The sequence below is a fragment of the Mesorhizobium qingshengii genome (assembly GCF_900103325.1).
Lineage (GTDB): Bacteria > Pseudomonadota > Alphaproteobacteria > Rhizobiales > Rhizobiaceae > Mesorhizobium > Mesorhizobium qingshengii.
Genome location: NZ_FMXM01000005.1, coordinates 317,353 through 341,291, shown reverse-complemented (window position 1 = coordinate 341,291; position 23,939 = coordinate 317,353). Strand labels below are relative to the sequence as shown.

Here is a 23,939-nt window from a genome sequence, read left to right as displayed (position 1 = left end):
GTCCGCGGCTGTTTCGGCGAAACCCTCAGGAGGCGATGGCGCGATCCAGCTCCGAAAGCGGACTGACGCCGGCAAGCAGCGCCCTCGCCTCGGCTTCGTCGCGCTTCATCTGCGCAACCAGCGCATCGAGACCGTCGAACTTGATCTCGCTGCGCAGGAAACCAAAGAAGGAAACCTGGCAGATTTCGCCATAGAGGTCGCCGGAGAAATCGAAGACGAAGGTTTCCAGAAGCGGTGCGCCATTGTCATCGACGGTCGGACGCCGGCCGAAGCTGGCGACGCCGTCATGAAGCGTGCCGTCGGCGCGACGAAAGCGGACGGCATAGATGCCCTCCTTCAGCGCGGCTTCTGGAGAAAGTCTCATGTTCGCGGTTGGAAAGCCAAGGGTGCGGCCGAGCTGCTGGCCGCCCACCACCTCGCTTTCGACAGTGAAACGATAGCCGAGCAGGCCGGCGGCCTCGGCCACCTCGCCGTCGCTGAGCAACCCGCGGATACGGCTCGACGACACCACCTCGGCGCCCTCGTCACGAAAGGCGTCGACGAGCGTGACGCCGAAGCCATGGCGCCCGCCGGCCGCCATCAGGTAGGCAGGGCCACCTTGACGGTCCTTGCCGAAATGGAAATCAAAACCGGTCACGGCATGGGTGATGCCAAGGTTCCTCTCCAGCACATCGGTCACGAACGCTTCCGCCGACAGCGAGGCGAAGTCGCGCGTGAACGGCTGTTCGACCAGCGCGGCAAAACCCAGCAGCGACAGGAGCCTCGCCTTCATCGGCGGCGGCGTCAGCACGAACAACGGCATGTCCGGCCTGAAGATCTTTCGCGGGTGCGGTTCGAAAGTCAGCACCAGAGCCGGCACCCCGCGCCGCCTGGCCTCGGCCAATGCCTGCTGAAGCACCGCCTGATGGCCGCGATGGACGCCGTCGAAATTGCCGATCGCCACCACGCCGCCACGCAATTCGGCGGGTAGCGGCGCGATTGCCAGAATGTGCTGGAAGGCTGCCATTGTCACCTACCGCAGTTTCGGAATGACGGCCACCGGACGATAGCCATGCCTCTCCAGGAAGGTCACCAGCCTTGCCGGATCCGGTTGCGATGCATCGCCATAGTCGCGGGCGTGGATACCACCAGAGACATAAAGAACGTCAAAACCGTTGTCGACCGCACCCTTCACGTCGGTCATCATGCCGTCACCGATGGCCAGCACCCGCGAACGCTCGACCGGACGACCAACAATGTCCGCCACCTCCTTCATCGCGACCTCATAGACCGGCGCGTAAGGTTTCCCGGCGATCAGCGTGCGGCCGCCGAGCTGGGCATAGTCGCGTGCCAGAGCGCCGGCGCACCAGATGATGCGTTCGCCGCGCTCGACCATGATATCGGGATTTGCGCAGATGAACGGCAGGTTCCTGGCGCGCAGCCGCCGCAGAAGCTCCGTGTAGTCCTCGGGTTTCTCGACCTCGTCATCGAACAATCCGGTGCAGACGACGCCGGATGCCTCGAACTCCTCGACAAGCTCGACATCGAGACCGTCATAGATCGTGAAATCGCGGTCGCCGCCAATATGGAAAATCTTGCGTGGGCCCTCGGCGATCAGGTCGCGGGTGACATCGCCGGAAGTGACGACACGATCATAGGCTGATGATGGAACGCCGATCGCGTTCATCTGCGCCACGACATCGACATTGCGGCGCGGTGAATTGGTGATCAGGACGACAGGGATTTCTGCCTCTCGCGCCCTTGCCAGTGCCGAGGCGGCCGCCGGAAAGTGCCTTTCGCCGTTGTGCACCACGCCCCAGACATCGCACAGGATTGCCGAATAGGCTTTCGACACGTCTTCGAGCGAGCCGATGATTTCAGGCGAATCCGCCATGCCGTTTCCTTCAGTCATGATCGTTGCGAGCGCCGCGACCGACGGTTCGCCGCAGCCGGTTCGGATTAACCGAACCGCTCAGGCCTGTCACCAGCTTTCGCCGGCACCCGTGCATCATCCGCAGGTCGGCATTATCCCGATGCAAGATGCCCTGCCGGCCCGAATGAAGAACAAGCTTGCCGGATTGGTTAGCGGTTGGTGAAGCGCCGACCAAGCAATCGAGCGGTTTCCCAAACTCGTCCTTCAGCGTTTTGTGAAAAGCTGGCGTCGATCGAGAATCCGCCGGCGGGGGCCGCTGCAAGACAATGCATGAACTCTGGCGTCAGTTCTGCCGCGACAGACGCGGCAACTATGCTCTTATGACGGCCGTTGCGATGGTTCCGCTCATGGGCGGCCTGGCCATGGCGGTCGACTTCACCGAAATGAACCGCGAAAAGCAGATGGTGACGAATGCGCTCGACGCGGCCAACTTCGCCACCGCGCGCCGGCTGACGGAAGGCGCGACCGACGACCAGCTCAGAGCCTATGCGGTAGACTTCTTCAACGCCAACCTCAACAATATCGATCCCGCCAACACGACGCTCAGCGTCACCTTGCCAAGCAACACCAGCGGCGGCGGCTTGCTCAAGATGAGCGCGCGGCTCGACTACAAGCCCTATTTCTATCCTGTCTTCGCTCAACTCGTCGGCAAGTCCCAAACCGACGCCAACCAGAAGATCAGCTTCGACGTCACTTCCGAAGTGCGGCTGAAGAACACTCTGGAAGTCGCCTTGGTGCTCGACAATTCCGGTTCGATGGTCACGCCAGGAACAGGCTCGGGACAAAAGCGCATCGATCTTCTCAAGGACGCGGCCAAACAGCTGGTCGACACGCTTGCCCAGCAGGCGGCGATGATCAAGCAGATCGACAAGCCGGTGCAATTCGGCCTCGTGCCATTTGCCGCCTCGGTCAATGTCGGCCCTGGCAACGGCAACGCATCATGGATGGACACCGAGGGCCTGTCGCCGGTATCGAACGAGAATTTCGACTGGTCGACGCTGAACGCGGCCGACAAGTACGCCCAGCAGACCAACGGCATCTGGTACAAGCGCGGCACCGGTTGGGGCAGCGAGGAAGGCCAGATGCTGACCCGGTTTTCGCTCTACCACGACATGAAGGTCGTCACCAACCACGAGCGCGTCGTCAGCAGCAAGCGCGTGGTTTGCGACGAATACAATTGGAACAACACCTGCAAACGCAGCCACGACGAATATGACTACATCGATTCCTATGGTCCGTTCGCCAGCTGGCAAGGGTGCGTGGAAGCCAGGCCCTATCCCTATAATGTCAATGATGCCGCGCCGTCCGGCGGCTCGGCGAACACCGGCATAGGCGTCGGCGATCCAGCGACGATGTTCGTGCCGATGTTCGCCCCTGACGAACCTGGCAATCATTGGAAGCTCACCCAGGACCCCGACGAGGCCGCGCCGACGACCTATGGCGCCGTGAACAGCTGGTGGAACGACGACCCGTCGAGCAGCACCGGTCAGGCCCGGCTGCGCAACATGGCCAAATATTTCCAGCCGCGGCCAATCAATGCGCCGGCGCTGCCCGCCGGCAATGGTCCGAACTACAGCTGCACCACCACCCCAATCACGCCGCTGACCGACGTCAGCAGCACCGATGGGCTCACCGCGATCAAGGCCGCCATCAACCTGATGCAGCCGAATGGCGGCACCAGCGTTCCCGAGGGCATGGCGTGGGGCTGGCGGGTGGTTTCGAGTGGCGAGCCGTTTACACAGGGGCGCCCGGAAACGGAAAAAGGCAACGACAAGGTGGTGATCGTGCTGACCGACGGCGCCAACACCTACTATACGCCTTCGTCCCTGGGCTATTCCGATCCCGCCAACTCGAAATCGACCTACGCGTCCTATGGCTATCTCAAGCCCGGCTACAACGGCACCTCGGTCGGCCGCATGTTCCTGGGCACGTCGAGCGCCATCGGTCAGTTCGACTATTCGAACGGCAATTACACCAACGCGCTCAACGAGCAGATGGCGACACTCTGCAACAACGCCAAGGCAGCCAACATCATGGTGATGACGGTTGCGCTCGACCTGTCCACCACCAAGACCAGCGACAAGCAGGCGATCGACGCGCTGAAATCCTGCTCGTCGGACTCGCGCTTCCGCAAGGATCCGACGGACGCGAGCAAGCCGGCCAAACTGTTCTGGAATGCGACCGGCGCCACCTTGTCGAACGATTTCAAGGAAATCGGGAACGAATTGTCGAACCTGCGCGTCGTCAGCTGATCCGAAGGGCAGCGGTAGCGCACTGGCGCAACGGCTGGCACCGCCATGCTCTTGCGCGCGCCCGCCGGGGCGGGCACATGTTGGCCGCGCGAGCTACCGCGCATCCATCGCCGCGCGCTGGGGAGTGAACAGATGCCCGAAACCGCCAATCATCTCGCCTTCGCGCTGGTTTGCCTCGGCATGGTGCTGACGCCGGGCCCCAACATGGTCTATCTGATCTCGCGTTCCCTATCGCAAGGGCCCAAAGCCGGACTGATCTCGCTTGGTGGCGTCGCGCTCGGCTTTCTATTCTATGTGCTGTCGGCCGCGTTCGGCATTACCGCGCTGCTGCTCGCCGTGCCCTTCGCCTATGACGCGCTGCGCTTTGCCGGCGCGCTCTATCTCTTGTGGCTGGCCTGGCAAGCGGTGAAGCCCGGTGGACGCTCGCCGTTCCAGGTGCGGGAATTGCCGAAAGACCGGCCGCGCAAGCTGTTCATGATGGGCCTGATGACCAATCTGCTCAATCCGAAGGTGGCAGTGCTCTACCTGTCGCTGCTGCCGCAGTTCATCAGTCCCGGCAAAGGCCATGTCCTGTCGCAGCTTCTGGTGCTCGGCGCCACGCAGATATCGATCAGCCTCAGCGTCAATGCCATCATCGCGGTGACGGCAGGCTCGATCGCTACCTTCCTCGCCGGACGGCCGCTGTGGCTGGTCATCCAGCGCTGGATGATGGGGACCGTGCTGACGGCGCTGGCGCTGAAGATGGCGACCGACGCGCAACGCTGAGGGCTTCCTGGTTTTCCGAAAAACGGCTCCCATTTTTCGGAATCATGCTCCAGCCTACATTGGCCGCCTTATCTGCTGTGCCCGCTCCGGTTCGACCACCCTGCGGTAGAGGTGCCAGGTGGCATGGCCGAGCACCGGCATGACCACGGCGAGCCCGGCAAACAGCGGGATCGAGCCGACCACCAGAAGCACGGCGACCAACAGCCCCCACAGCGCCATCGGCAGCGGGTTTGCCATCACCACGCGGGCCGAGGTCTCTATGGCCGAGACCGCGCCGACGTCGCGGTCGAGCAGCAACGGAAAGGCAACCACGGTGGTGGCCAGCACGACCACGGCAAAGACGAAGCCGGCGGCGTTGCCGGCTAGGATCAGGGTCCAGCCCTTGCCGGTCGTCAGCACCTCGCGGACAAAGCCGCCTATCGACGCCGGCGGCTGATTGCCGAACAGGCCGGTGTAGATCGACTGCGCGGTGTACAGCCACAACAGGAACAGCGCCACCAGCATGGCGCCGATCACCGCGATCGAGGGAACCGCCGGCGAGCGGCGCACGTCGAGTGCGTGCCGCCAGGAGGTATTCATGCCGAGCTCGCGCCGGCGACTGATCTCATAAAGACCGATCGCGGCAAACGGCCCGACCAGGGCGAAGCCCGACATCAAGGGATAGACAAGTTGGATGGTGTTAGAGCCCGACGTCCACTGCGTCAGGATCAGGCCGACAATCGGATAGATCAGGCACAGGAACACGTAGTGCGACGGTTTTGCCCAGAAGTCCTCGACGCCGAGCTTGAGCGCGTCCCAGAGATCCGTCGTGGTGATGCGACGCACCACGGGTTGCACATGTACCCCACGCGCGTCCGCCATGACATGAAAACCGGCCATAACCTTCCTCCCGTGTGTCGGGGCGGTCACCGCCTGGATGGCCGCCAGCAGCTGCCACTAGTAGATGTGGCACCATAGACGATTTGCCAGGGCTTGTCGCCGAATCGATGGTCTCGGACATGCCTTCACGGGATTGTCATCGCCATGTCGGCGAAAGCCCACGGCACGGATTCTATTGTGGCGCGTTGAAGACGGCCTCGATGCGATGACCATCCGAATCGACGACGAAGGCAGTATTTTCACCGCCTCGCCCGGCAAAAGCCATGATCGCGACTATGTCAGACAGGCATGACAGCTGAAAAAATCGAAATCCGTCAAGCAAGCCTGAACAGGCGCAGATGGCTCAAGATTGCCGGCCTCGCGGCTCTGGCCGGGCTCGCGGCCTGCAGCACCGTTTCGTTGCCAACCGGTGAAGGCGCCGGAGCCTCCTCCTCCGCCACCGGCACGCTGACCAGTATCCGCGCCTCGGCGGGCCTCGCGCCGCTGGCCCCTGATCCACGGCTCGAACAGGCAGCCCTGCAGCAGGCCGGCTACATGGCGCAGCGTGGCCGCATGACCCACACCACCGGCTGGGGCAAGGATTTCGCCTCGCGGGTCAAGGGCAACGGCATTGCGGGTGCGGCCGCCGAGAACATCGCCGAGGGCCGCTTCGACCTGCAGAAGCTGTTCGACATCTGGGTGCATTCACCCGGCCACCGCCGCAACATGCTCGACCCGCGCTTCACCCGCTTTGGCCTTGCCTATGTGCGCGACGGCCGCGACAGCAGCCTCCGCTACTGGAGCCTTGTGCTCGGGAAATAAAAGCAGGCGTGTCGCCGCCGGGTGCGGTCTTCGTCGAGCCGCGCGAGACCGCTTGCTGAGCAGCCCGTCAATCCTCGTGGTTGAGCAATTTCTCGATGTCCCGGGCAGAGACCGGTTTGCTGAAATGGTAGCCCTGCATTTCGTCGCAATTGTTCTTGAGCAAGAAAGCCACCTGATCGTCTGTTTCGACGCCCTCGGCAATGACCCTCATGTTCAGCTTTTGACCCAACGAAATCACGGCGCTGGCAACAGCCTGATCGTTTTCGTCGTCGGCGACGTCGTTGATGAAAGACTTGTCGATTTTCAGCCGCGCAACTGGAAAGGTCTTGAGCGCACTGAGGCTGGAATAGCCGGTTCCGAAATCGTCGATCGATATCTGAACGCCCAGGCCTTGCAGTGCGTTCATTGTTGCGACCGCCAATTCGATATCCTGCATGATAAGGCTTTCGGTCACCTCCAGCTCGAGATATCTGGCCTCCAGACCACTGTCCCTCAGCGCATTGACGACGCGACCGACCAGATTCTTTTCTCTGAACTGCCGTGCCGACACGTTCACACAGACAGTCATCGGCGGCAGACCCGCATCCTGCCAGCTCTTGTTCTGTCGACAGGCTTCATGCAGAACCCAGTCGCCGATCGGCACGATCAGACCTGTCTCCTCGGCCGTCGGGATGAAGTTGGCCGGCGCTATCACGCCCTGTGTCGGATGGTTCCAGCGGATCAACGCTTCCACCGCGAAGACGCGCCCCGAGCGAAGATCGACTTGCGGCTGATAGAGCAGCGCGAATTCTGAACGGGCTAGGGCGTTTCGCAACTCCTCCTGAAGCACGAATTTTTCATGCGCCCTGGTGTTGAATTCGGGAGCGTAGAACTGGAAATTGTCGCGGCCGATTTCTTTCGCGCGATACATGGCTGCATCGGCATTGGCCAAGAGCGTATCGGGGATCGCCCCATCCTTGGGATAGTTCGCGATACCGATGCTGGCTGTCGCCCTCAGCCAATGCTCTCCAAGATGAACTGGCTCGGCAATCGCTGTGCGGACTTTCTGCAAGGTCTCCGAGATGAGATCGACGTTCGTCGGTTGATCAAACAGGACGATGACAAATTCATCGCCGCCAAGTCGGACCACGGTGTCGGTCGCCCTTACGCATTCGACCATGCGGCGGGCGACAATCTTCAGGAGCTCGTCTCCGGCATTGTGACCGAGCGTGTCGTTGACGAGCTTGAAATTGTCCAGATCGATGAACACCACCGTCACCCAGCGATCGTATCGCTGCGCGTACAGGATCGCTTGAGAAAGCCGGTCCTCCAGCAAGGCGCGATTGGGAAGTCCGGTAAGCACATCATGGTTGGCCATGAAGTGGATCTGGTCTTCGGCCAGCTTGCGCTCGATCGCGATTCCGGCAATGCGGGTCGTGAAATCAATCAACCGGGTCTCGGCCTCGGCCGGTTTGCGCACCGTCATCGAATACATCGCGAACACGCCCAGGACGGTGCCCTGATGCGACAGGATCGGGGTCGACCAGCACGAACGATAGCCGAAGGCCGACGCCAGTTCGCGATAATCTTCCCAGAGGGGGTCCTGCATGATGTCGGCGACAATGACCGGCTCCCGCCGGTAGACTGCGGTCCCGCAGGACCCCACCTTCGGACCAATAGCGACCCCGTCTATGGCGTTCGTATAGTCTTTCGCCAGGCTCGGCGCGGCGCCGTGGCGCAAGTGGCTGCCGTCCTTGTCGAGCAGCAAGACGGAACCGAATATGCCCGTCAACTGGGATTCCACGAGGCGCATGAGACGGTCGAGCACATCTTCAAGCGGAGCGCTCATCGCGATCATTTCCAGGATATGCGCTTGCCCGTTCCTAAGGACGTCCGCTTGCTTGCGGGCAGTGATGTCATGGGCAATGCCAACCAGACCGAAGATTTCGTTTTGGGCATTGCGTAACGGCACCTTCGTCGACGAGAGCCATTTGCCGTCGCCTGACGCATCGACAACGAACTCCTCCTCGTCGATCATCGGTTGTCCGCTGTTGAGGACATTCTGCTCGATGAGGCGGAACTTCTGCGCAAGTTCCGGGGCATGGAGATCAAAATCGGTCAAGCCGATCATGTCGCTGGTCTTATCCCGGCCACTGTCGGCCGCAAGGGCGCTGTTGACCACGACAAAGCGGCTTTCCCTGTCCTTGACCCAGAGATAGTCGGGCACCCAGTCGATCAACGTTTGCAGCGAGATGCGCTCGTCGACGATCTGGCGATTGGCAGCGAGTTCCGTGACGTCCTCATGCGTGGCCACCCAACTGCCATCAGGCATCGGCTGATGGCAAATCTGGATAGTTCGACCATCGGCGAGTTTGGCGGTCCAGATTTTCGAAGCAATGCCCGAATTGACCGACCGGGCCAATGCGAGATAGGCGTCGGCTGCCATCGCGGATGTTCCGGCGGCAACGCGGCGTTCGACGATTTCGCTCAATGTCAGGCCCGATTTCAATCGACCGTGCGCGATGCGGTAGATCTCCGCATAGCGGCGGTTGGACAGGATCAGCCGTTCGTCGGCGCCGAAAAAGCAGATGCCTTGCGAGATGTTGTCGATCACGGTCTCGAATCGCAGCGCCTGTGCTTCAAGCGTTGCGATCGTCGCCCGAAGCTCGTGCTCAAGAGTCTCGTACGAGGCAGTCGCCAGCTTTGCCAGCACTGCCAGACTGGCCGACTCGGGCGCTTCGGCGACTTGCCTGGATGATTTCGTGACCAAACAGAGTTCCTCGGATTTTTGGACCTGGGAAAAAAATCGCCCATCGGCAGAATGAAAGTCGGCCCATAGTGTTACTGATGTACTAATGACAGATAAACCGGATCGAAATCGGGGCGTGGGGCTCGGATGCCTGAAACTCAATCGCAGTTCTAAACCACCTTTGAGCTTTCAGGCTCGGTGTTCTTCGACATCGGGATGGATTGGCTGAGCCGCGCTTCAGCCGCGTCGGCCTCGACTATGCGCGAAACGATCGCGACAGCGCCATCCGCCACTGGAGCCTCGCGCTTGGGAATAGGGTGTTCTCCCCTAACTGGTCGTCGCCTTGAACTTGGCCATCAGATAGGGGCCGGACAGCACCGGCTCGTATTTCGGCGCCTCACCGTCGGCGAGGCAGACGTCCAGCACGTTGATCTGCGCGTCCCAGTTCGGCTGGTGAAAGAAGGCCATGGACTGGCGCCGGTCCTTGCCGCCCTCATCGGCCGGCGGATTGACCACGCGATGCAAGGTGGAAACCCAGCGATCGTTGGTCCAGCGCGCCATCAGATCGCCGATGTTGATGACGAAGGCGCCCGGAATTGGCGGAACCGGCGTCCACTCCCCGTCCGGGGTGATGATCTCGAGGCCGCGCGACCCCGCCTGCGGCAGGAGGATGGTCAGGCTGCCATAGTCGGTGTGGGCGCCGGCGCGGATCTGGCCGGGTTTCGGTGCGACATGCTGTTCGGGGTAATTGAGGGCTCGTAGCGCACTGATTGGCGCATCGAGATAGCTGTCGAAATAGCTCTCGGGCAGGCCGAGCGCGGTGGCGAAAACCCGCATGATGCGCACGGCGAGGTCCTCGAGCGCGACGTAGTAGGCCTTCCATGCCTCGATGAAGCCGGCGGGTTCGGCCGGCCAGATCGTCTCGGCGTAACAGAAGGCCAACGCCTCCGGATCACGCATGCCCGACGGTACGCGCAGCGGACCACCGTTGAAGCTTTCCTTCAGGTCAGGCGGCGTGTCGACATTGCGCGATTTGGCAAGCGCTTCGAGTTCGGGGCCGAGGTAGCCGTAAGGATAACCCTTGTAGGGCGCCTTCGAACGCTGCTTTTCCTCCGGAAGGAGGTCGAAGAAAGCTCGCGCCTTCGACCAGGCGGCGTCGATCACCGGTTCCGGAATGCCGTGGTTCTTCACGGCCAGAAAGCCAGTGCCGCGGCAGATGCGGTCGACCTCGGCACCGAGCGCCTTTTTCTCCTCGTGGCCGGAGTTCTCGAACCGCCCGAGATCGAATACTGGGAATGCCGGATATTGCATCGCATCTCCTCCAGGCCGAAGCCAATGCCCGTCGAGCCACCCGCGATGCATGACGGCATCGTCGGGACGGAGGCGATATTTCTCGAGCCAACCTCGGTTGGCTAGTGCATGGGTGGCGGAAAACGCTGGCCAGCCTTCTAGTCCATATGCGCGGCGGGTGCCCCACCGGCCGCCGGCGCCCGCGCCGGCTTGCGCAGCAGGAAGACAAACGGGACCGCGATCAACGTCATCATCATCAGTATTTTGAAGTCATTGACGTAGGAGATCATCATCGCCTGGAGATTGACCATGCGATCCACCTGGGAAAGCGCCATCTGATTTCCGCTCGCCGCCGCCGGTGAGACCGCCCATAGATTGGGGTTGAACGGGTTGATGAAGGCCGAAAGCTCGGCGTGGTTGATCTGCGTGTTGCGCACCATCAAAACCGTCACGACCGACACGCCGATGGACGACCCGAGATTGCGCACCAGGCTGAACAAGGCCGTGGCATCGGTGCGGAAGCGTACGTCAAGCGTGGCGAAGGCCACGGTCGACAGCGGCACGAACACCATCCCCATTCCCAGACCCTGGATGACGCCGGAGCTGATGATCAGCCAGTTGTCCATCTGAGGCGTGAAGCTGGACATGGTGTAGAGCGACTGCGCGGTCAGGAGAAAGCCGATGACGACGAGGATCCTGGCGTCGATCTTGCTCATGAGCCGCCCGACGACGAGCATCGAAATCATCGTGCCGACACCGCGTGGCCCCATGACGATGCCGATGGTGACGGTCGGATAGCCGAAGATGGTCGACAGCATCGGCGGCAGCAGCGACATGGAGGCCAAAATCAGCACACCCATGACGAAGATGAACGCCAGGCCGGTCACGAAATTGCGGTCGAGGAAGATCTTCGGATCGATGAAGGGATGTTGTGACGTCACCGTGTGGATGATGAATACCCAGAACCCCGTGATCGAAAGGCCAAGCTCGATCCAGATCTCGACCGAGGAAAACCAGTCGACCTCGCCGCCGCGATCGAGCAGCAGTTGAAGCGCGCCGACGCCGAGCGATATCATGGCGAAGCCGAAGAAATCGAAGCTGCGCACCCGCCGAGCAACGGCCGGCAAATAGGCAGCCATGCCAAGGAAGGCGACGATGCCGACCGGCAGGTTGATGAAGAACACCCAGCGCCAGTTGAAATTCTCGGTTAGCCAGCCACCCAGGGTCGGGCCCAGAATTGGCCCCAGCATGATGCCCGCGCCCCAGATGGCCATCGCCTGGCCGTGGCGTTCCCTGGGGTTGATGTCGAGCAGGAAAGTCTGCGACAGCGGCACGATCGCGGCGCCGAACACGCCTTGCATCAGCCGGAAGAACACCATGGTCTCCAGGCTCCAGGCGATGCCGCACAGCATCGAAAACACGGTGAAGCCGACCACCGCCGTAAGGAACAGTTCCTTGCGGCCGAAGCGGTCGGCCAACCAGCCGGTTACCGGCGTCATGATCGCAGCGGCAACGATGTAGGAGGTCAGCACCCAGTTGATGTTGTCCGGGGAAGCACCGAGATCGCCGGTCATGGTCGGCAGCGCGACGTTGGCGATCGTCGTGTCGAGCGCCTGCATGATCGTCGCCAGCATCAGCGCGACCGTGATCAGGCCGCGATGCGGCACTTCGCGAAAGGGTTCTGGCGTGCTCATGATGCGGAACTTCCGGCAGGTAACAAAGTCGTGTACAGTAGGTTTCCGGGCGGCAGAGCCTTCCGTAAGGAGAGACTCTCATCGCGGTGGGACGCGAGTATCGATGTGGGGGTTACATCGACCGAGCGTCTCGACATGACGGACACCTGCCGCCCGGAAACCGAAGGACCAAAGGGTCCGGCGTCGAATGGTTCAGGGATCGAGCGAACCGCATCTTCGATGCAGCCCGGCCATCGGCCCCTTCTCCCTTCACACCCTCCCCTCGGACCAATCTTGCCATCTGTTTCACCCCAGCGCAGCGAGCGCCCTATTTGGCCTCGCCCGCAGTGGCGTGGCCGAATATGGCGGGAAACCCGCGCGAAACGCCGGTGTCTACGGTAACGGCGGTGCTCATGCCGGTGCGCAACGCCATCTTGGCGTCGGCATCGGTCAGCTCCAGGCGCACCGGAATACGCTGCGTGACCTTGACCCAGTTGCCCGTGGCATTCTGGGCAGGCAGCAGCGAGAATTCGGCTCCCGTGCCGGCACCGATCGCCTTGACCGTCGCCTCGAAGGTGCGTCCAGGATAGGTATCGACCACGATCTCGGCCTTCTGGCCGGGCTTCATATGGGTCAGCTGGGTTTCCTTGAAATTGGCTTCGATCCAGGTGTCGCCGGTCTCGACAAGCGAAAACAGCGGCGTGCCGGAGCCGACATACTGACCGACCTTGAAAGACGAGGCCTGGCTGATGACGCCATCCGCAGGCGCCTTGACCGTGGTCTGCGCCAGGTCGTAGGCCGCCTTGTCGCGCGCGGCGAGCGCGGCCATCACCGTCGGATGCCTGTCGGTCTCGATGTCGGGATTGCCGGCAAGTGCTGCCTTGGCGCTGATGATGCCCTGCTGGGCAACGGCCAATTGCTGCTTGGCCTTGTCGAGATCGTTTTTTGCCTGATCCAGCGCCGACTTGGTGTTGATGCCCTTCTGGGCGAGGTCGGCGGCGCGGTCATATTGCGACTGCGCATAGTCGACTTCGCTGGTGGCGGACTTTTCCTGCGCCGTCGCCTGGCTGTAGGCGGCGCGCAACTGCTCGATGCCAACCCGTGCGACAGCAACCGCCGCGTCGGCCTGGGCCAATGCGATCCGGTATGGCTCTGGGTCGATGGCAAACAGCACGTCGCCCTGCTTGACCAACTGGTTGTCGGCAATGTCGACCTGAACGATGCGGCCGGCCGTGTCAGAAGCGATCGACACCTTGGCCTGCTGCAGATTGGCGTTTTCCGTTTCCTGATAGCGGCCGCCGGTGACCCAGACATAGCCGCCGCCAACAACCAGTGCCGCAGGCAGCGCAATCATCAGCAAAGAGCGGCCCAGCCGGCGCTTATTCTTCACAGGCACCGAGGCCGGCTGGACCGGAGGTGCAATCGCCACGGGGGCAGCAGCAGGCTGTGCCGGCGCTTCCATTTCCAGCTTGGTCGCGTTCTCATCGATCTTGGCTACCGCGTTCATGCTGCTGCGCCTTCTGTATTCTTCATTTTTTCAATGGACGGCGTCTCGTCGTCCGCCAGGTTCTGGACCATCGCCTCAAGCCCCATGATCAGGACGCGGCGATCTTCCGGCGACACGCCGGTCAGCGATTCTTCGTAGACTTCGCCAGCAAGGCTCTTGATCAGGGCGTAGGCTTCGCTCGCCTTGGGTGTCAGGAAGATCATGCGGACGCGGCGATCGGCGGCGTCGGAACGACGCTCGATCCAGCCCCCCTCCTCCATGCGGTCGACCAGACGAGAAACGCTGATCGGCTCGATTTCGAGAAGTTCGGCCAGTCGCGCCTGCGCGACACCATCTTCCTTGGCAACGCGGACCAGAAGCCGCCATTGCGCCGAGGAAAGTCCCAAACCACTGGCTCTCGCCTCGAAGCGCTTGCGCATCAAGCGCTGCACGTCGTGGATCAAGAAGCCCAATCTGTCTATGCCATCGGAAACCATGAGCGGGATATATAATAAGCGTGCTCACTATTCAAGATGTCGCATTGCGCCAGAAGCCGGCAAATGCGGATGGCAGCCCTGCGATGCAGTCATGGTTAGCGATTGGTGAAAGTCTGGTCGGTGGCCATTCCGGTCGCAATAACCCGCATCCGCCACGTCAGGATCCCGCACCGGGAGGCGCCGTTTCGGCCTCAGCGACCTACTGGTCGCGTCTGACATATTGATGTACAGCCGCTGATCCGGATCGGGGGATCAACGAAATGCCGACGCTTTACGCTCTCAAGCCGGCTTTCCAGGGAAGACTGCGGCCGCTGGTCAATCGGCTGGCGGCAATCGGAGTTACCGCAAACAGCATAACCATCCTGGCGGCGCTGATGTCGATCACGGCCGGGGCTGCCATCGCGATCTGGCATGAATGGCGCTCGCTGCTGCTGCTGATTCCCGCGGTGATGTTCGTGCGCATGGCGCTCAATGCGGTGGATGGCATGCTGGCGCGGGAACACGGGCAAGCCTCGACGCTCGGGATGTACCTGAACGAATTTTGCGACGTCATCTCGGACCTGGCGCTGATCTTGCCGTTCGCCGCCTTTCCACAGTTCAGCCCATGGGGCGTCGTCGCCTTCGCCATGTCAGCCGTGCTGACCGAGTTCGCTGGCGTGCTCGGCATCGCCGCCAAGGTCGGACGAAACTATGCCGGGCCGTTCGGCAAAAGCGACAGGGCGCTGGCGCTGGGCGTGGTCGCCGTGCTGTGCGCCGCCGGGCTCTGGCCGGCATCCATCGCACCGCTTGTGTTTCCGGCCATGGCAACGCTTTCGCTGTTGACCGCCATAAACCGGATACGCGCCGGCCTTATTGGCAGCGCCAGCTGAGCATCGAGGCTCGCCATGCCGCCAGGGGGAAAGACCATGATGCACGAGCCAATCGCAGCCGCGGTTGCGGAAAACCTTGACCGGCAGGCGCAAGAGCGTGTCTTCTGCAGCCACGACGGTACCGAGATCTTCTACCGGTTCTGGCCGGCGGCTTCCGCCGATACCAGAGGCGCGGTGGTGCTCTTCCACCGCGGCCACGAGCATGGCGGTCGCATGGCCCATCTCGTCGACGAATTGCAAATGCCCGACCACGCCTTCTACGCCTGGGACGCTCGCGGCAATGGCCGCTCGTCCGGCGAGCGCGGGTATGCCCCTTCCTTCTCGGCCCTGGTGCGCGACATCGACTACTTCATGCGTGAGATCGCCGTCAAGGATGGCTTCGCCACGCAGGACATTGCGCTGATCGCGCAGTCCTTCGGCGCCGTGCTCGCTGCAGCCTGGGTGCACGACTATGCGCCCAAGCTGCGTGCCATGGTGCTTGCCTCGCCGGCCTTTTCGGTGAAACTCTACGTGCCCTTCGCCAAGGAAGGCATCGCGTTCTGGCAGAAGATCAAGGGGCGCTTCTTCGTCAATTCCTACGTCAAGGCGAAGTTCCTGACCCATGATCCCGTGCGTATCGCCTCTTTCGAGAGCGATCCGCTGATCACACGGCCGATCGCCTCCAACATCCTGGTCGAGCTCTACCAGCATGCGGCGCGCATCGTTGCTGACGCCCGCGCCATCACGGTGCCGACGCAGCTTCTGCTTTCGGGGAGTGACTGGGTGGTGCGCCACGGCCCGCAGCACGAATTCTTCGTCAATCTCGGCAGCCGGACCAAGGAACGCCATGTGTTGCCGGGTTTCTTCCATGACACGCTGGGCGAGCGCGACCGGGCGCAGGCCCTCGACCTGATCCGGCCCTTCCTTGCCAGGCAGTTCGCCACGCCGGACGCGCCGGTCGACCTCAAGCAGGCGGATATCGCCGGCTACACGCGCGACGAGGCCGACAGGCTTGCCTCGCCACTAGATCCGCTGTCGCTCAAGGGCCTTTATTGGGCATTCAGCCGTGCCTCCATCCGCACGGGCGCCTGGTTCTCGTCCGGGATGAAGGCGGGCGTCGCCACCGGCTTCGATTCGGGCTCGACGCTGGATTACGTCTACGAGAACGAAGCGCGGGGTCTTACACCCCTCGGCCGCGTCGTCGACCGCATCTTCCTGGAAGCGATCGGCTGGCGCGGCATCCGCCAGCGCAAGCTGCATCTCGAAGAGCTGATCGGTTCCTGCCTGGCGACACTGAAGGCCGCCGGCCGGCCAGTACACATTCTCGACATCGCCGCCGGTCACGGCCGCTATGTTCTCGATGCCATTGTGAAGTGCCCCGATCAGCCGGCGAGCGTGCGTCTGCAGGATTATTCCGACCTCAACGTCCAGCTTGGCCGCAAGCTGATCGCCGAGCGGCAATTGCCGGCGAGCGTCTCGTTCCAGCGCGCGGACGCTTTCGATGCCGACATGCTCGCTGCCGTCGATCCGGCGCCCGACCTCGCCATCGTGTCGGGTCTTTACGAACTGTTCTCCGACAATGCGATGATCACCCGCTCGCTCGGTGGATTGGCCCGCGCCATGCAGCCGGGAAGCCTGCTGCTCTACACCAACCAGCCCTGGCATCCGCAGTTGGAGATGATCGCGCGCAGCTTGACCTCGCATCGCGGCGGCCAGGCCTGGGTCATGCGCCGGCGCACGCAAGGCGAAATGGACCAGCTCGTCGAAGCCGCCGGTTTCGAGAAAGTCGACCAGCGCATCGACCAATGGGGCATCTTCACCGTCTCGGTCGCACGGCGGCGCTGAACAGGATGGTGTCATCGCATGCATCCACGGAGCGCGCCGAACCTTACGGCCGGGTGGTCTTCAGGGCAGCCCTTTGGCTGGCCTTCCTGACGCCTTTCTTCTACCTGACCTACGGTTTCGCCAACTGGTTGGCTTCACGGCGCGACGATGTCGGCAGCATCGTGTTCTCCTGGGAGCAAAGCATCCCGTTCATCGCCTGGACCATCGTACCCTACTGGTCGATCAACCTTTTCTACGGCCTGTCGCTGTTGCTCAACGACAGCAGGCAAGGGGTCGACCGCCTGGCCGGGCGTTATCTCACCGCGCAGATCGTGGCCGTGGCCTGCTTCGTTCTGTTCCCGCTGACCGCGACTTTCGTGCGACCGGAAACGACCGGAGTGCCGGGTTTCTTGTTTGCCGTGCTTGGCGGTTTCGACAAGCCTTTCAACCAGGCGCCCTCGCTGCACATCGCCCTGCTGGTGATCATCTGGGACCACTGGCGCCACCGGCTCGGCGGCCTTTTCCTGCCGCTCTGGCATGCCTGGTGCTTCCTGATCGGCGTCTCGGTGCTGACGACCTGGCAACATCATTTCATCGACATCCCCACCGGCGCGCTGCTCGGGTTTTTTGCGCTGTGGCTGTTTCCGCGCAGCGGCGACTTGCCGTTTTCGGGCGCCCGACTGACCGGCGATGCGAAAGCGCGTCGGCTGGCGCGGTTCTATGCGCTGGGTGCTGTCCTTGCGCTGGCCGGCGCCGCGTTCGGCGCCTTCTTTTCCGCTGTCGCGCTTTTCCTGCTTTGGCCGGCGCTGGCGCTGGCCATCGTCGCGTTTGTCTATGCCGGGGCCAGCGCCAAGGTGTTCCAGAAGACGGCGGAAGGCCATGTGTCCCTGGGAAGCCGCATCCTGCTTTCGCCCTATCGACTGGGCGCCAGGGTCAATATCGCGATATGGACGCGCAAGCTCCCGCCGCTCGTGGCCGTCACCGATGGCGTCTTTCTCGGCCGCTTTCCAACGGCGAGTGAAGCCAACAGCTTCGGCACGGTCATCGATCTCGCCGCAGAACTTGAAAAGCCGGCGGGAGCAAATTGCCGTTGGATCAGCTTGCCGATGATCGATTTGTTGCCGCCGCCAGTGACGATACAGCAGCAGATCGCCAGCGCGCTGGAGAGCGCGCGCCGCGACGGCACCGTGCTGGTGTGCTGCGCGCTCGGTTTCCAACGCAGCGCCGGCGTCGTCGCCGAATGGCTGGTGGCGACAGGCAGAGCCGGGACGCCGATGCTTGCCCGCGAGATGCTCATGGCGGCCGGCCGGCCGGTTCATCTTGCCAAGGCCGCGGAGCGAGCGGCGTCATGACGGACAATGCCTGCCGGGAACGCGCCAATCGCCTCGCCCGCATGCTGATGCAGCAGGCCGCATGGCCGGCTGCAGTTGTGGTGGCCGCAAATATCCTCACGCCCTTGGCTGCTTCGGCGCGCGGCGCCTTCGAGACCTTGCCCGCAGCCGTCGCCCTTTCGGTCGCCGCTGCGAGCGCTGTCGCCGTGCTGGCGCTTTCGACGCTGCTGGTATTCGATGCGCTGCTGTTCCGGTTGATGGCCAGCCATGACGACGAGGCTTCCAGCGGTGCCGCGGTGGATGACATGCTGGCGCGCATGCGCCTGAAGCCCATCCCGTCCGCCACACGCCAATTCGATGACCGCGTTGCCGGCACGCGTCGGTTGCTCACCCGGCAACGCGCCGCCCTCGGCCTGTTTGTGGTGATGCTTTTCGCGGCGGGATTTTGGGCGCCGCGATGAGCAAGCTTTCGCTCAGGACCTTCACCATGCTGCAGACGGCAACCTCCGTCGGCCTCTCGGCGCTGGCCTGGGTGGTGACCGGCGTGCGTCCGATCTGGAATGGCAGCTTGCCGTCGGACCGGCAGCGAATCTATTTCGCCAATCACACCAGCCATGGTGACTTCATCCTGCTGTCGGCCTGCCTGAGCGAAAAAGAGCGCGCTATCACCCATGCCGTGGCTGCCGGCGAATACTGGGGAAAGTCGCGGCTGCGCCGCTTCATCGCCGAAGACATGCTGTCGTCCGTGCTCATCAACCGGCAATGGACCAGGCCGGAGGAAAACCCGATCGAGATCATGCTGTCGGTTCTCGACCAGGGCCACTCGCTGATCCTGTTTCCCGAAGGCACCCGCAACATGACCGACCAGCCGCTGCTGGCCTTCCGCTCCGGACTGTACAATCTGTCGATGGCGCGGCCGGAGGTCGAACTGATCCCGTGCTGGATCGAGAATATGTCGCGTGTGTTGCCCAAGGGCCAGTTCCTCCCGGTGCCGCTGCTTTGCCGTGTCGTCTTCGGCGCACCCGTGACGGTGGCCCCTGGCGAAGAGCGCCGCGCCTTTCTCGACCGCGCCCACGCCACGCTTCTGGCGCTCAACCCGCGTCCCGAGCGAAACGATTGATGCGCCACGACATCTCCATTCTGATCATCGGCCTGCTCGCGGTGCTGACGACCGCCAGCATCGTCGCCGCCATACTTTGCGCGCGGGCGCCGAAGCCACTCAGTTCGACGCTGGTCAATCTCACCCAGCGCATCAACGCCTGGTGGGTGATGGTGGCGCTGATGACGGTCGCCTTCTTCTTCGGTCGCTACGGCATGACCATCCTGTTCGCGCTGATTTCCTTCGCCGCCCTACGCGAATTCGTGACTCTGACGCATACAAGCCGCAGCGACCATTGGGTGCTGCTTGGCATGTTCGGCATCATCATACCGTTTCAATACTGGCTGGTATGGACCGCCTGGTACGGGCTCTTCGTCATCTTCATTCCGGTCTACTGCTTCCTGCTGATGCCGGCCATCACCGCGCTGCATGGCGACACTGAACGCTTTCTCGAGCGAATCGCCGCGCAGCAATGGGCGGTGATGATCTCGGTCTATTGCGTCAGCCATGTTCCCGCGCTGTTGACGCTCGATGTGCCAGGCTTCGAAGGCCGCAACCTGTTGTTGATCGCGTTCCTGATCATCGTGGTACAAGGCAGCGACGTGCTGCAGTACATCTTCGGAAAGCTTTTCGGAAAACGCCGTTTTTCGCCAACCGTGTCGCCGTCGAAAACCTGGGAGGGCCTGATCGGCGGACTGGTGTCGGCGAGCTTGCTCGGCGCGCTGTTGTCGTTCGTGACGCCCTTCTCGCCACTGCAGGCGGCGTGTGTAGCCTTCGTCGCCTGCTCGATGGGATTTCTGGGGGGGCTGGTAGCCTCCGCCATCAAGCGCGACCAGGGGGTCAAGGATTGGGGCCATCTCATCGAAGGCCATGGCGGCATGATGGACCGTACCGACAGCCTGGTCTTCGCTGCCCCGATCTTCTTTCACATCGTGCGCTATTTCTGGACGGTCTGAGCCGGCGAACTCTTGCCCACCGCGATCAGAGACATTTGCGGATGAGCATGGTAACGCCGAAAATACCATTACGCGCTCAACATGCCGCTCGCTGCTGTCAGGCGAAAACCCGCTGGAACAGCGGCTTGCCATAACTGTCGACGGTGATGGGGAAAACGAAGTTGCCTGCATCTGGATGGTGACAAGCGGCTTTGATACCGGCATGGAACCGTTGTCGGTGGACGATTGCGCAAATGGGGCGAAAAATACTGTGTGCCGGCGTGGTTGACCTGCCGACTTTCATGGGAACACATAGCGGGTTGTTCGAGACCATAAGAAGCACCTGGGTCGAGCTTCATGACGAAAGGCTCGCGCGAAATGACTGATATTTGCGGTTTCCGGAGCTGGTCGGGTCGTTGAAACGGCAGGCGAGCAAGGGGCTGGTTTTCCGCGTCGGGCGTTGGATTGACGCCAGATCGTCATCGTCGGTCGCGCCGGCAGGCAGAGCCGTGTTCACCGCAACGGACATTTCCACCGCGGGTCTCGCGTTCGACCGTCCGCCCGCGCCCTGCGTTTCCATCATCATCAGCGCCTTCGGTGGCCTCGCCCAGACGCTGCACTGCCTGCGATCGATCGCAGCAAATCCTCCTTCGGTTCCAATCGAGATTATTGTCGTCGAGGACGCTTCCGGCGATCCCGAAATGGCAGTGATGGCCGGAATTCCCGGCTTGAGATTTCATGACACCGGAGAAAACCTCGGTTACCTCCGTGCCTGCAATCTCGGTGCGACGCTGGCGAGCGGAGAATTTCTGCATTTTCTCAACAATGATACAGCCGTTTCGCCAGGCTGGCTGGATGCAATGTTGGAGTTGTTCAACCGCTATCCGCAATGCGGTGCTGTCGGATCGAAGCTGCTCAATGCCGATGGCAGCCTGCAGGAAGCCGGGGGCGTCATCTGGCGCGACGGATCCGCCTGGAATTATGGTCGCTCAGACCATGCCATGCTCAGCGACTACAACTATGTTCGCGAGGTCGATTACTGCTCGGCCGCATCGTTGCTGATCCGACGCGGCACGTTTGCCGCGCTTCATGGTTTCGACGAAGTCTTTGCACCTGCCTATTACGAGGACACTGACCTTGCCTTCCGCCTGCGGGAGAAGGGACTGCGAACTTTCTACCAACCACGGTCGATCGTCTATCATCTGGAAGGGTTTTCGCATGGCAAGGATCCCAAGGTCGGCACCAAGTCCTTCCTGCGGGTCAACCAGCGAAAGTTCGTCGAGCGATGGGCGCATGTTCTGTCGCGCGAACATTTCATCGCAGGCGAATTCAGGCTGCTGGCGAGCCAGCAGGCGGCGCTGCGCAAGATTGTTCTTGTCGTCGCCCGGCCAGGAGCCCGCCTGATTGGGGGCTCTGATTCAGACCGGATCCTGCGGATCATCGAGGCTCTCGTCGATCGTGGGCTGGTGGTGAAATTCTGGCTTCAGGGCGCCGGGCTCGAGCAACATGTCGAGACGCTTGAGCAACAAGGTGTTGAAGTCTTCCAGGGCTGGCGCCATCGGACCCACCTTGCGAAGTGGCTACGCGTGAATGGGCGCTGTGTCGATTTCGCCCTGCTCTTCGGCGCGGCAGCGTCGCCATCGCTGGTGGCGACAATCAGGTCGACGAGTCCTGCGCGGATTCTTAGCCTCGGCGAGCAGACGGGCCAGAAATTGCATGGCGAGGGCAGCGGTGCCGAGGTCTTGGCGGCAGCCGACTGCTCGCTGGCGCAGCTTTGGCAGGTGCTCTCGCGCAGCATCAACGACCGACCGCACGGTTCGCTGGCCGAGCGTTTCGGCTCGGAACGGATGGGCAATCTTGGCGCGCAGCGGAATCCGGACATGGTGCATGCGCCGCCAGAGATGCCGGCTGCCATGCGTGGCGACCCGGCCAAATGAGCGAGCCGACGGCGGCAATTTGTATGCTTGCGGTGGGCAAGCCTGGCTATGCGCTGGCGGCACGCGAAGCGCTGACGTCCTTTCTCAAGCATACGGATTTTGAGATCTATATGACGGCCGATTCGGCCGTGGCGCCCTTCTTGCCCCAGTCGCCGCGCATCCATCTCAACCTGATCAGTCTCCCGGCACCGAAATACCCGTCCAGCCGCTTCCTCGCCAAGTTCGACGCACTGACCTGGTGCCTTGAACAGACCGGTGCCCAGATTATTCTCCAGGTCGATGTCGATGCGGTGCTATTGCGTCCGCTCCGAGCAGCAGAGATGGTGGCGGCGCTGGGCGATCGGCGGATCGGCATGGTCGAGCAGACCGGCATTGCCGGAACTGGAATGACGCGAGCCGATTTCCTTGAAAGCTATCGCCGCCACTCGCTGGCCTTTATCGATGCTTCAGCGGCGGCGCCGGCGGAACATCATTTTCGCCACTTCAACAGCGGCGTCGTGCTCGCTTATGCGGATGAGATGAGGCGCTTTCTCGATTGGGCCGATGGGCGGCGGCGTGTCTTGCCCGCCGACAATATGGCCGACAACTACATGATCGCCGACCAGGACTACTTCCAGGTGTGGGCGAACACGGTAGCGCCGCAACATTGCACATCGCTGCCCTGGCAGTGGAACCACTGCGGACACTGGGACGAACACTTTCCTCGACCAGGCGCGCTGATCGCGCATTTCAGCAATTTCTGCAATGGCCCCGAATTTGAATCCGTCATGGCCATGCATGCCCTTCTCGACGACGGTCCAGCCGGTTCTTCACCAGCGAAGAACACCCTGGTGGAGCAGCCTGCCGAACTGGCATTCATCATCATCACCTACAACTCGTCCAAGGTCATCGGTTACTGCCTCGACGCCCTGACGAACCGAAAGCATGAGGTCATCGTCATCGACAATGCCTCGACCGATGGGACGCTCGATCATGTGACGCGCGAGGGCGTGACAATCATCAGGAACACGCGCAATCAAGGTTTCGCCGCCGCAGCCAACCGAGCCGCGGCAGCCACCAGCGCCGTGCATTTGTGCTTTCTCAATCCCGACTGCCTTATGACACCGGCGGCGGTCGAGGCTGCTCTCTCCACACTTCGCCAAAGACCCGATGCGATGGTCGTGCCGGACTATGTCGACTGGCACGGCAATCCGACAGCCGGCCGTCAGCCCGGTTACTCCAGACTCAAGCTGACGGCCGACATTCTTGACAATAACGGCATGGCCAAACTTGCCAGGCGCCTGAGGCGCTTGCCCGGCTATGACCTCGAAAGCTGGAGCTGGCCACTCGCCGCTGCTCTGTTCGTGGGCCGCGACACGTTTCAAGCCATTGGTTGTTTCGACGATCGATATTTCTGCTACATGGAGGACGTCGCCATCGGCTTTGAAATGGCGCGACGCGGGCTCGATGTCATAAGGCTTGGTCATGTCTTGCCACATTTTGGCCAGCACGGCGCGGATATCCCGTCCTCCGGCAGGATCCGGTTAATCGACGCTGCGCGGCTCAAATTTGCTCGACTGCACTACGGTCGAACTCTTGCCGCGGCACTCGCGGTTATGCATTGGGTCCTGCTCCGCCGCCTCGCAATCAAGGGCGCCTGGCATCGCCGGCGGCGCCGCGGCATGGGGCGCAGATGAACTATT

The 23,939-nt window shown here is 62.2% G+C and carries 20 protein-coding genes; 12 read left to right on the top strand and 8 right to left on the bottom strand.

The features are described 5' to 3' along the window. Positions 1–25 precede the first annotated feature (25 nt). Together BLS48_RS10720 and BLS48_RS10715 are read right to left on the bottom strand one after the other, a co-directional pair. On the bottom strand, positions 26–1,006 hold the full coding sequence (locus BLS48_RS10720; protein ID WP_091577417.1) for a bifunctional riboflavin kinase/FAD synthetase: 981 nt from the start codon (positions 1,004–1,006) through the stop codon (positions 26–28). 6 nt (positions 1,007–1,012) lie between these two features. Beyond that, positions 1,013–1,873: a TIGR01459 family HAD-type hydrolase gene (locus BLS48_RS10715; protein ID WP_167365028.1), complete on the bottom strand. Its 861-nt coding sequence runs from the start codon at positions 1,871–1,873 to the stop codon at positions 1,013–1,015. Here BLS48_RS10715 and BLS48_RS35630 point away from each other — a divergent pair. The 3 genes from BLS48_RS35630 (at position 1,851) to BLS48_RS10700 (ending at position 4,929) form a co-directional block, all read left to right on the top strand. Further along, entirely contained in the window at positions 1,851–2,075 is a 225-nt protein-coding gene (locus BLS48_RS35630; RefSeq protein ID WP_167365027.1) for a hypothetical protein, read from the top strand. The genes BLS48_RS10715 and BLS48_RS35630 overlap by 23 nt on opposite strands. A 103-nt stretch (positions 2,076–2,178) precedes the next feature. Continuing rightward, positions 2,179–4,164, top strand: a complete 1,986-nt coding sequence (locus BLS48_RS10705) for a TadE/TadG family type IV pilus assembly protein (RefSeq protein WP_167365026.1) — start codon at positions 2,179–2,181, stop codon at positions 4,162–4,164. A gap of 132 nt (positions 4,165–4,296) precedes the next feature. After that, positions 4,297–4,929, top strand: a complete 633-nt coding sequence (locus BLS48_RS10700; RefSeq protein WP_091577412.1) for a LysE family translocator — start codon at positions 4,297–4,299, stop codon at positions 4,927–4,929. Positions 4,930–4,983: 54 nt separating this feature from the next. Here BLS48_RS10700 and BLS48_RS10695 read toward each other — a convergent pair whose 3' ends face one another. Further along, the gene (locus tag BLS48_RS10695) at positions 4,984–5,808 is read right to left on the bottom strand and encodes a DUF2189 domain-containing protein (protein WP_091577410.1); all 825 of its coding nucleotides are present in this window, start codon (positions 5,806–5,808) and stop codon (positions 4,984–4,986) included. Between the two features lie 288 nt (positions 5,809–6,096). Here BLS48_RS10695 and BLS48_RS10690 point away from each other — a divergent pair, with 288 nt between their 5' ends. Further along, complete coding sequence (locus tag BLS48_RS10690) at positions 6,097–6,609, top strand: CAP domain-containing protein (RefSeq protein WP_091577409.1); 513 nt, start codon at positions 6,097–6,099, stop codon at positions 6,607–6,609. Between the two features lie 67 nt (positions 6,610–6,676). On the opposite strand, the gene BLS48_RS10685 is transcribed toward BLS48_RS10690, so the two are convergent. The 5 genes from BLS48_RS10685 to BLS48_RS10665 all read right to left on the bottom strand — a co-directional run bounded on the left by BLS48_RS10685 (position 6,677) and on the right by BLS48_RS10665 (position 14,283). Next, entirely contained in the window at positions 6,677–9,358 is a 2,682-nt protein-coding gene (locus BLS48_RS10685) for an EAL domain-containing protein (RefSeq protein WP_091577407.1), read from the bottom strand. 306 nt (positions 9,359–9,664) lie between these two features. Beyond that, on the bottom strand, positions 9,665–10,648 hold the full coding sequence (locus BLS48_RS10680) for an isopenicillin N synthase family dioxygenase (protein ID WP_091577405.1): 984 nt from the start codon (positions 10,646–10,648) through the stop codon (positions 9,665–9,667). Positions 10,649–10,785: 137 nt separating this feature from the next. Beyond that, entirely contained in the window at positions 10,786–12,321 is a 1,536-nt protein-coding gene (locus BLS48_RS10675) for a DHA2 family efflux MFS transporter permease subunit (protein WP_091577404.1), read from the bottom strand. A gap of 307 nt (positions 12,322–12,628) precedes the next feature. After that, positions 12,629–13,807, bottom strand: coding sequence for an HlyD family secretion protein (locus BLS48_RS10670; RefSeq protein WP_091577402.1), 1,179 nt, complete (start codon positions 13,805–13,807; stop codon positions 12,629–12,631). Beyond that, the gene (locus BLS48_RS10665; RefSeq protein ID WP_091577400.1) at positions 13,804–14,283 is read right to left on the bottom strand and encodes a MarR family winged helix-turn-helix transcriptional regulator; all 480 of its coding nucleotides are present in this window, start codon (positions 14,281–14,283) and stop codon (positions 13,804–13,806) included. Before BLS48_RS10665 ends, BLS48_RS10670 begins: the two co-directional genes overlap by 4 nt. A gap of 260 nt (positions 14,284–14,543) precedes the next feature. On the opposite strand from BLS48_RS10665, the gene BLS48_RS10660 reads away from it, so the two are divergent. From BLS48_RS10660 to BLS48_RS10625, 8 genes are all read left to right on the top strand, one after another. Next, positions 14,544–15,152 carry a CDP-alcohol phosphatidyltransferase family protein gene (locus BLS48_RS10660; RefSeq protein WP_091577399.1) on the top strand — a complete coding sequence of 203 codons (609 nt, stop codon included), beginning with the start codon at positions 14,544–14,546 and terminating at the stop codon, positions 15,150–15,152. Between the two features lie 39 nt (positions 15,153–15,191). Next, on the top strand, positions 15,192–16,976 hold the full coding sequence (locus BLS48_RS10655) for a bifunctional alpha/beta hydrolase/class I SAM-dependent methyltransferase (RefSeq protein ID WP_167365034.1): 1,785 nt from the start codon (positions 15,192–15,194) through the stop codon (positions 16,974–16,976). Positions 16,977–16,981: 5 nt separating this feature from the next. Next, positions 16,982–18,307 carry a phosphatase PAP2/dual specificity phosphatase family protein gene (locus tag BLS48_RS10650; RefSeq protein ID WP_091577605.1) on the top strand — a complete coding sequence of 442 codons (1,326 nt, stop codon included), beginning with the start codon at positions 16,982–16,984 and terminating at the stop codon, positions 18,305–18,307. Next, positions 18,304–18,747, top strand: a complete 444-nt coding sequence (locus tag BLS48_RS10645) for a hypothetical protein (RefSeq protein ID WP_091577395.1) — start codon at positions 18,304–18,306, stop codon at positions 18,745–18,747. Before BLS48_RS10650 ends, BLS48_RS10645 begins: the two co-directional genes overlap by 4 nt. Beyond that, positions 18,744–19,406, top strand: coding sequence for a lysophospholipid acyltransferase family protein (locus BLS48_RS10640; protein ID WP_091577393.1), 663 nt, complete (start codon positions 18,744–18,746; stop codon positions 19,404–19,406). Before BLS48_RS10645 ends, BLS48_RS10640 begins: the two co-directional genes overlap by 4 nt. Beyond that, positions 19,406–20,341, top strand: coding sequence for a phosphatidate cytidylyltransferase (locus tag BLS48_RS10635; RefSeq protein ID WP_091577392.1), 936 nt, complete (start codon positions 19,406–19,408; stop codon positions 20,339–20,341). The genes BLS48_RS10640 and BLS48_RS10635 overlap by 1 nt, the downstream gene beginning before the upstream one ends. Before the next feature lie 488 nt (positions 20,342–20,829). Next, entirely contained in the window at positions 20,830–22,257 is a 1,428-nt protein-coding gene (locus BLS48_RS10630) for a glycosyltransferase family 2 protein (protein WP_167365025.1), read from the top strand. Between the two features lie 320 nt (positions 22,258–22,577). Next, positions 22,578–23,933: a glycosyltransferase gene (locus BLS48_RS10625; protein ID WP_208604605.1), complete on the top strand. Its 1,356-nt coding sequence runs from the start codon at positions 22,578–22,580 to the stop codon at positions 23,931–23,933. The last annotated feature ends 6 nt before the right edge of the window (positions 23,934–23,939 follow it).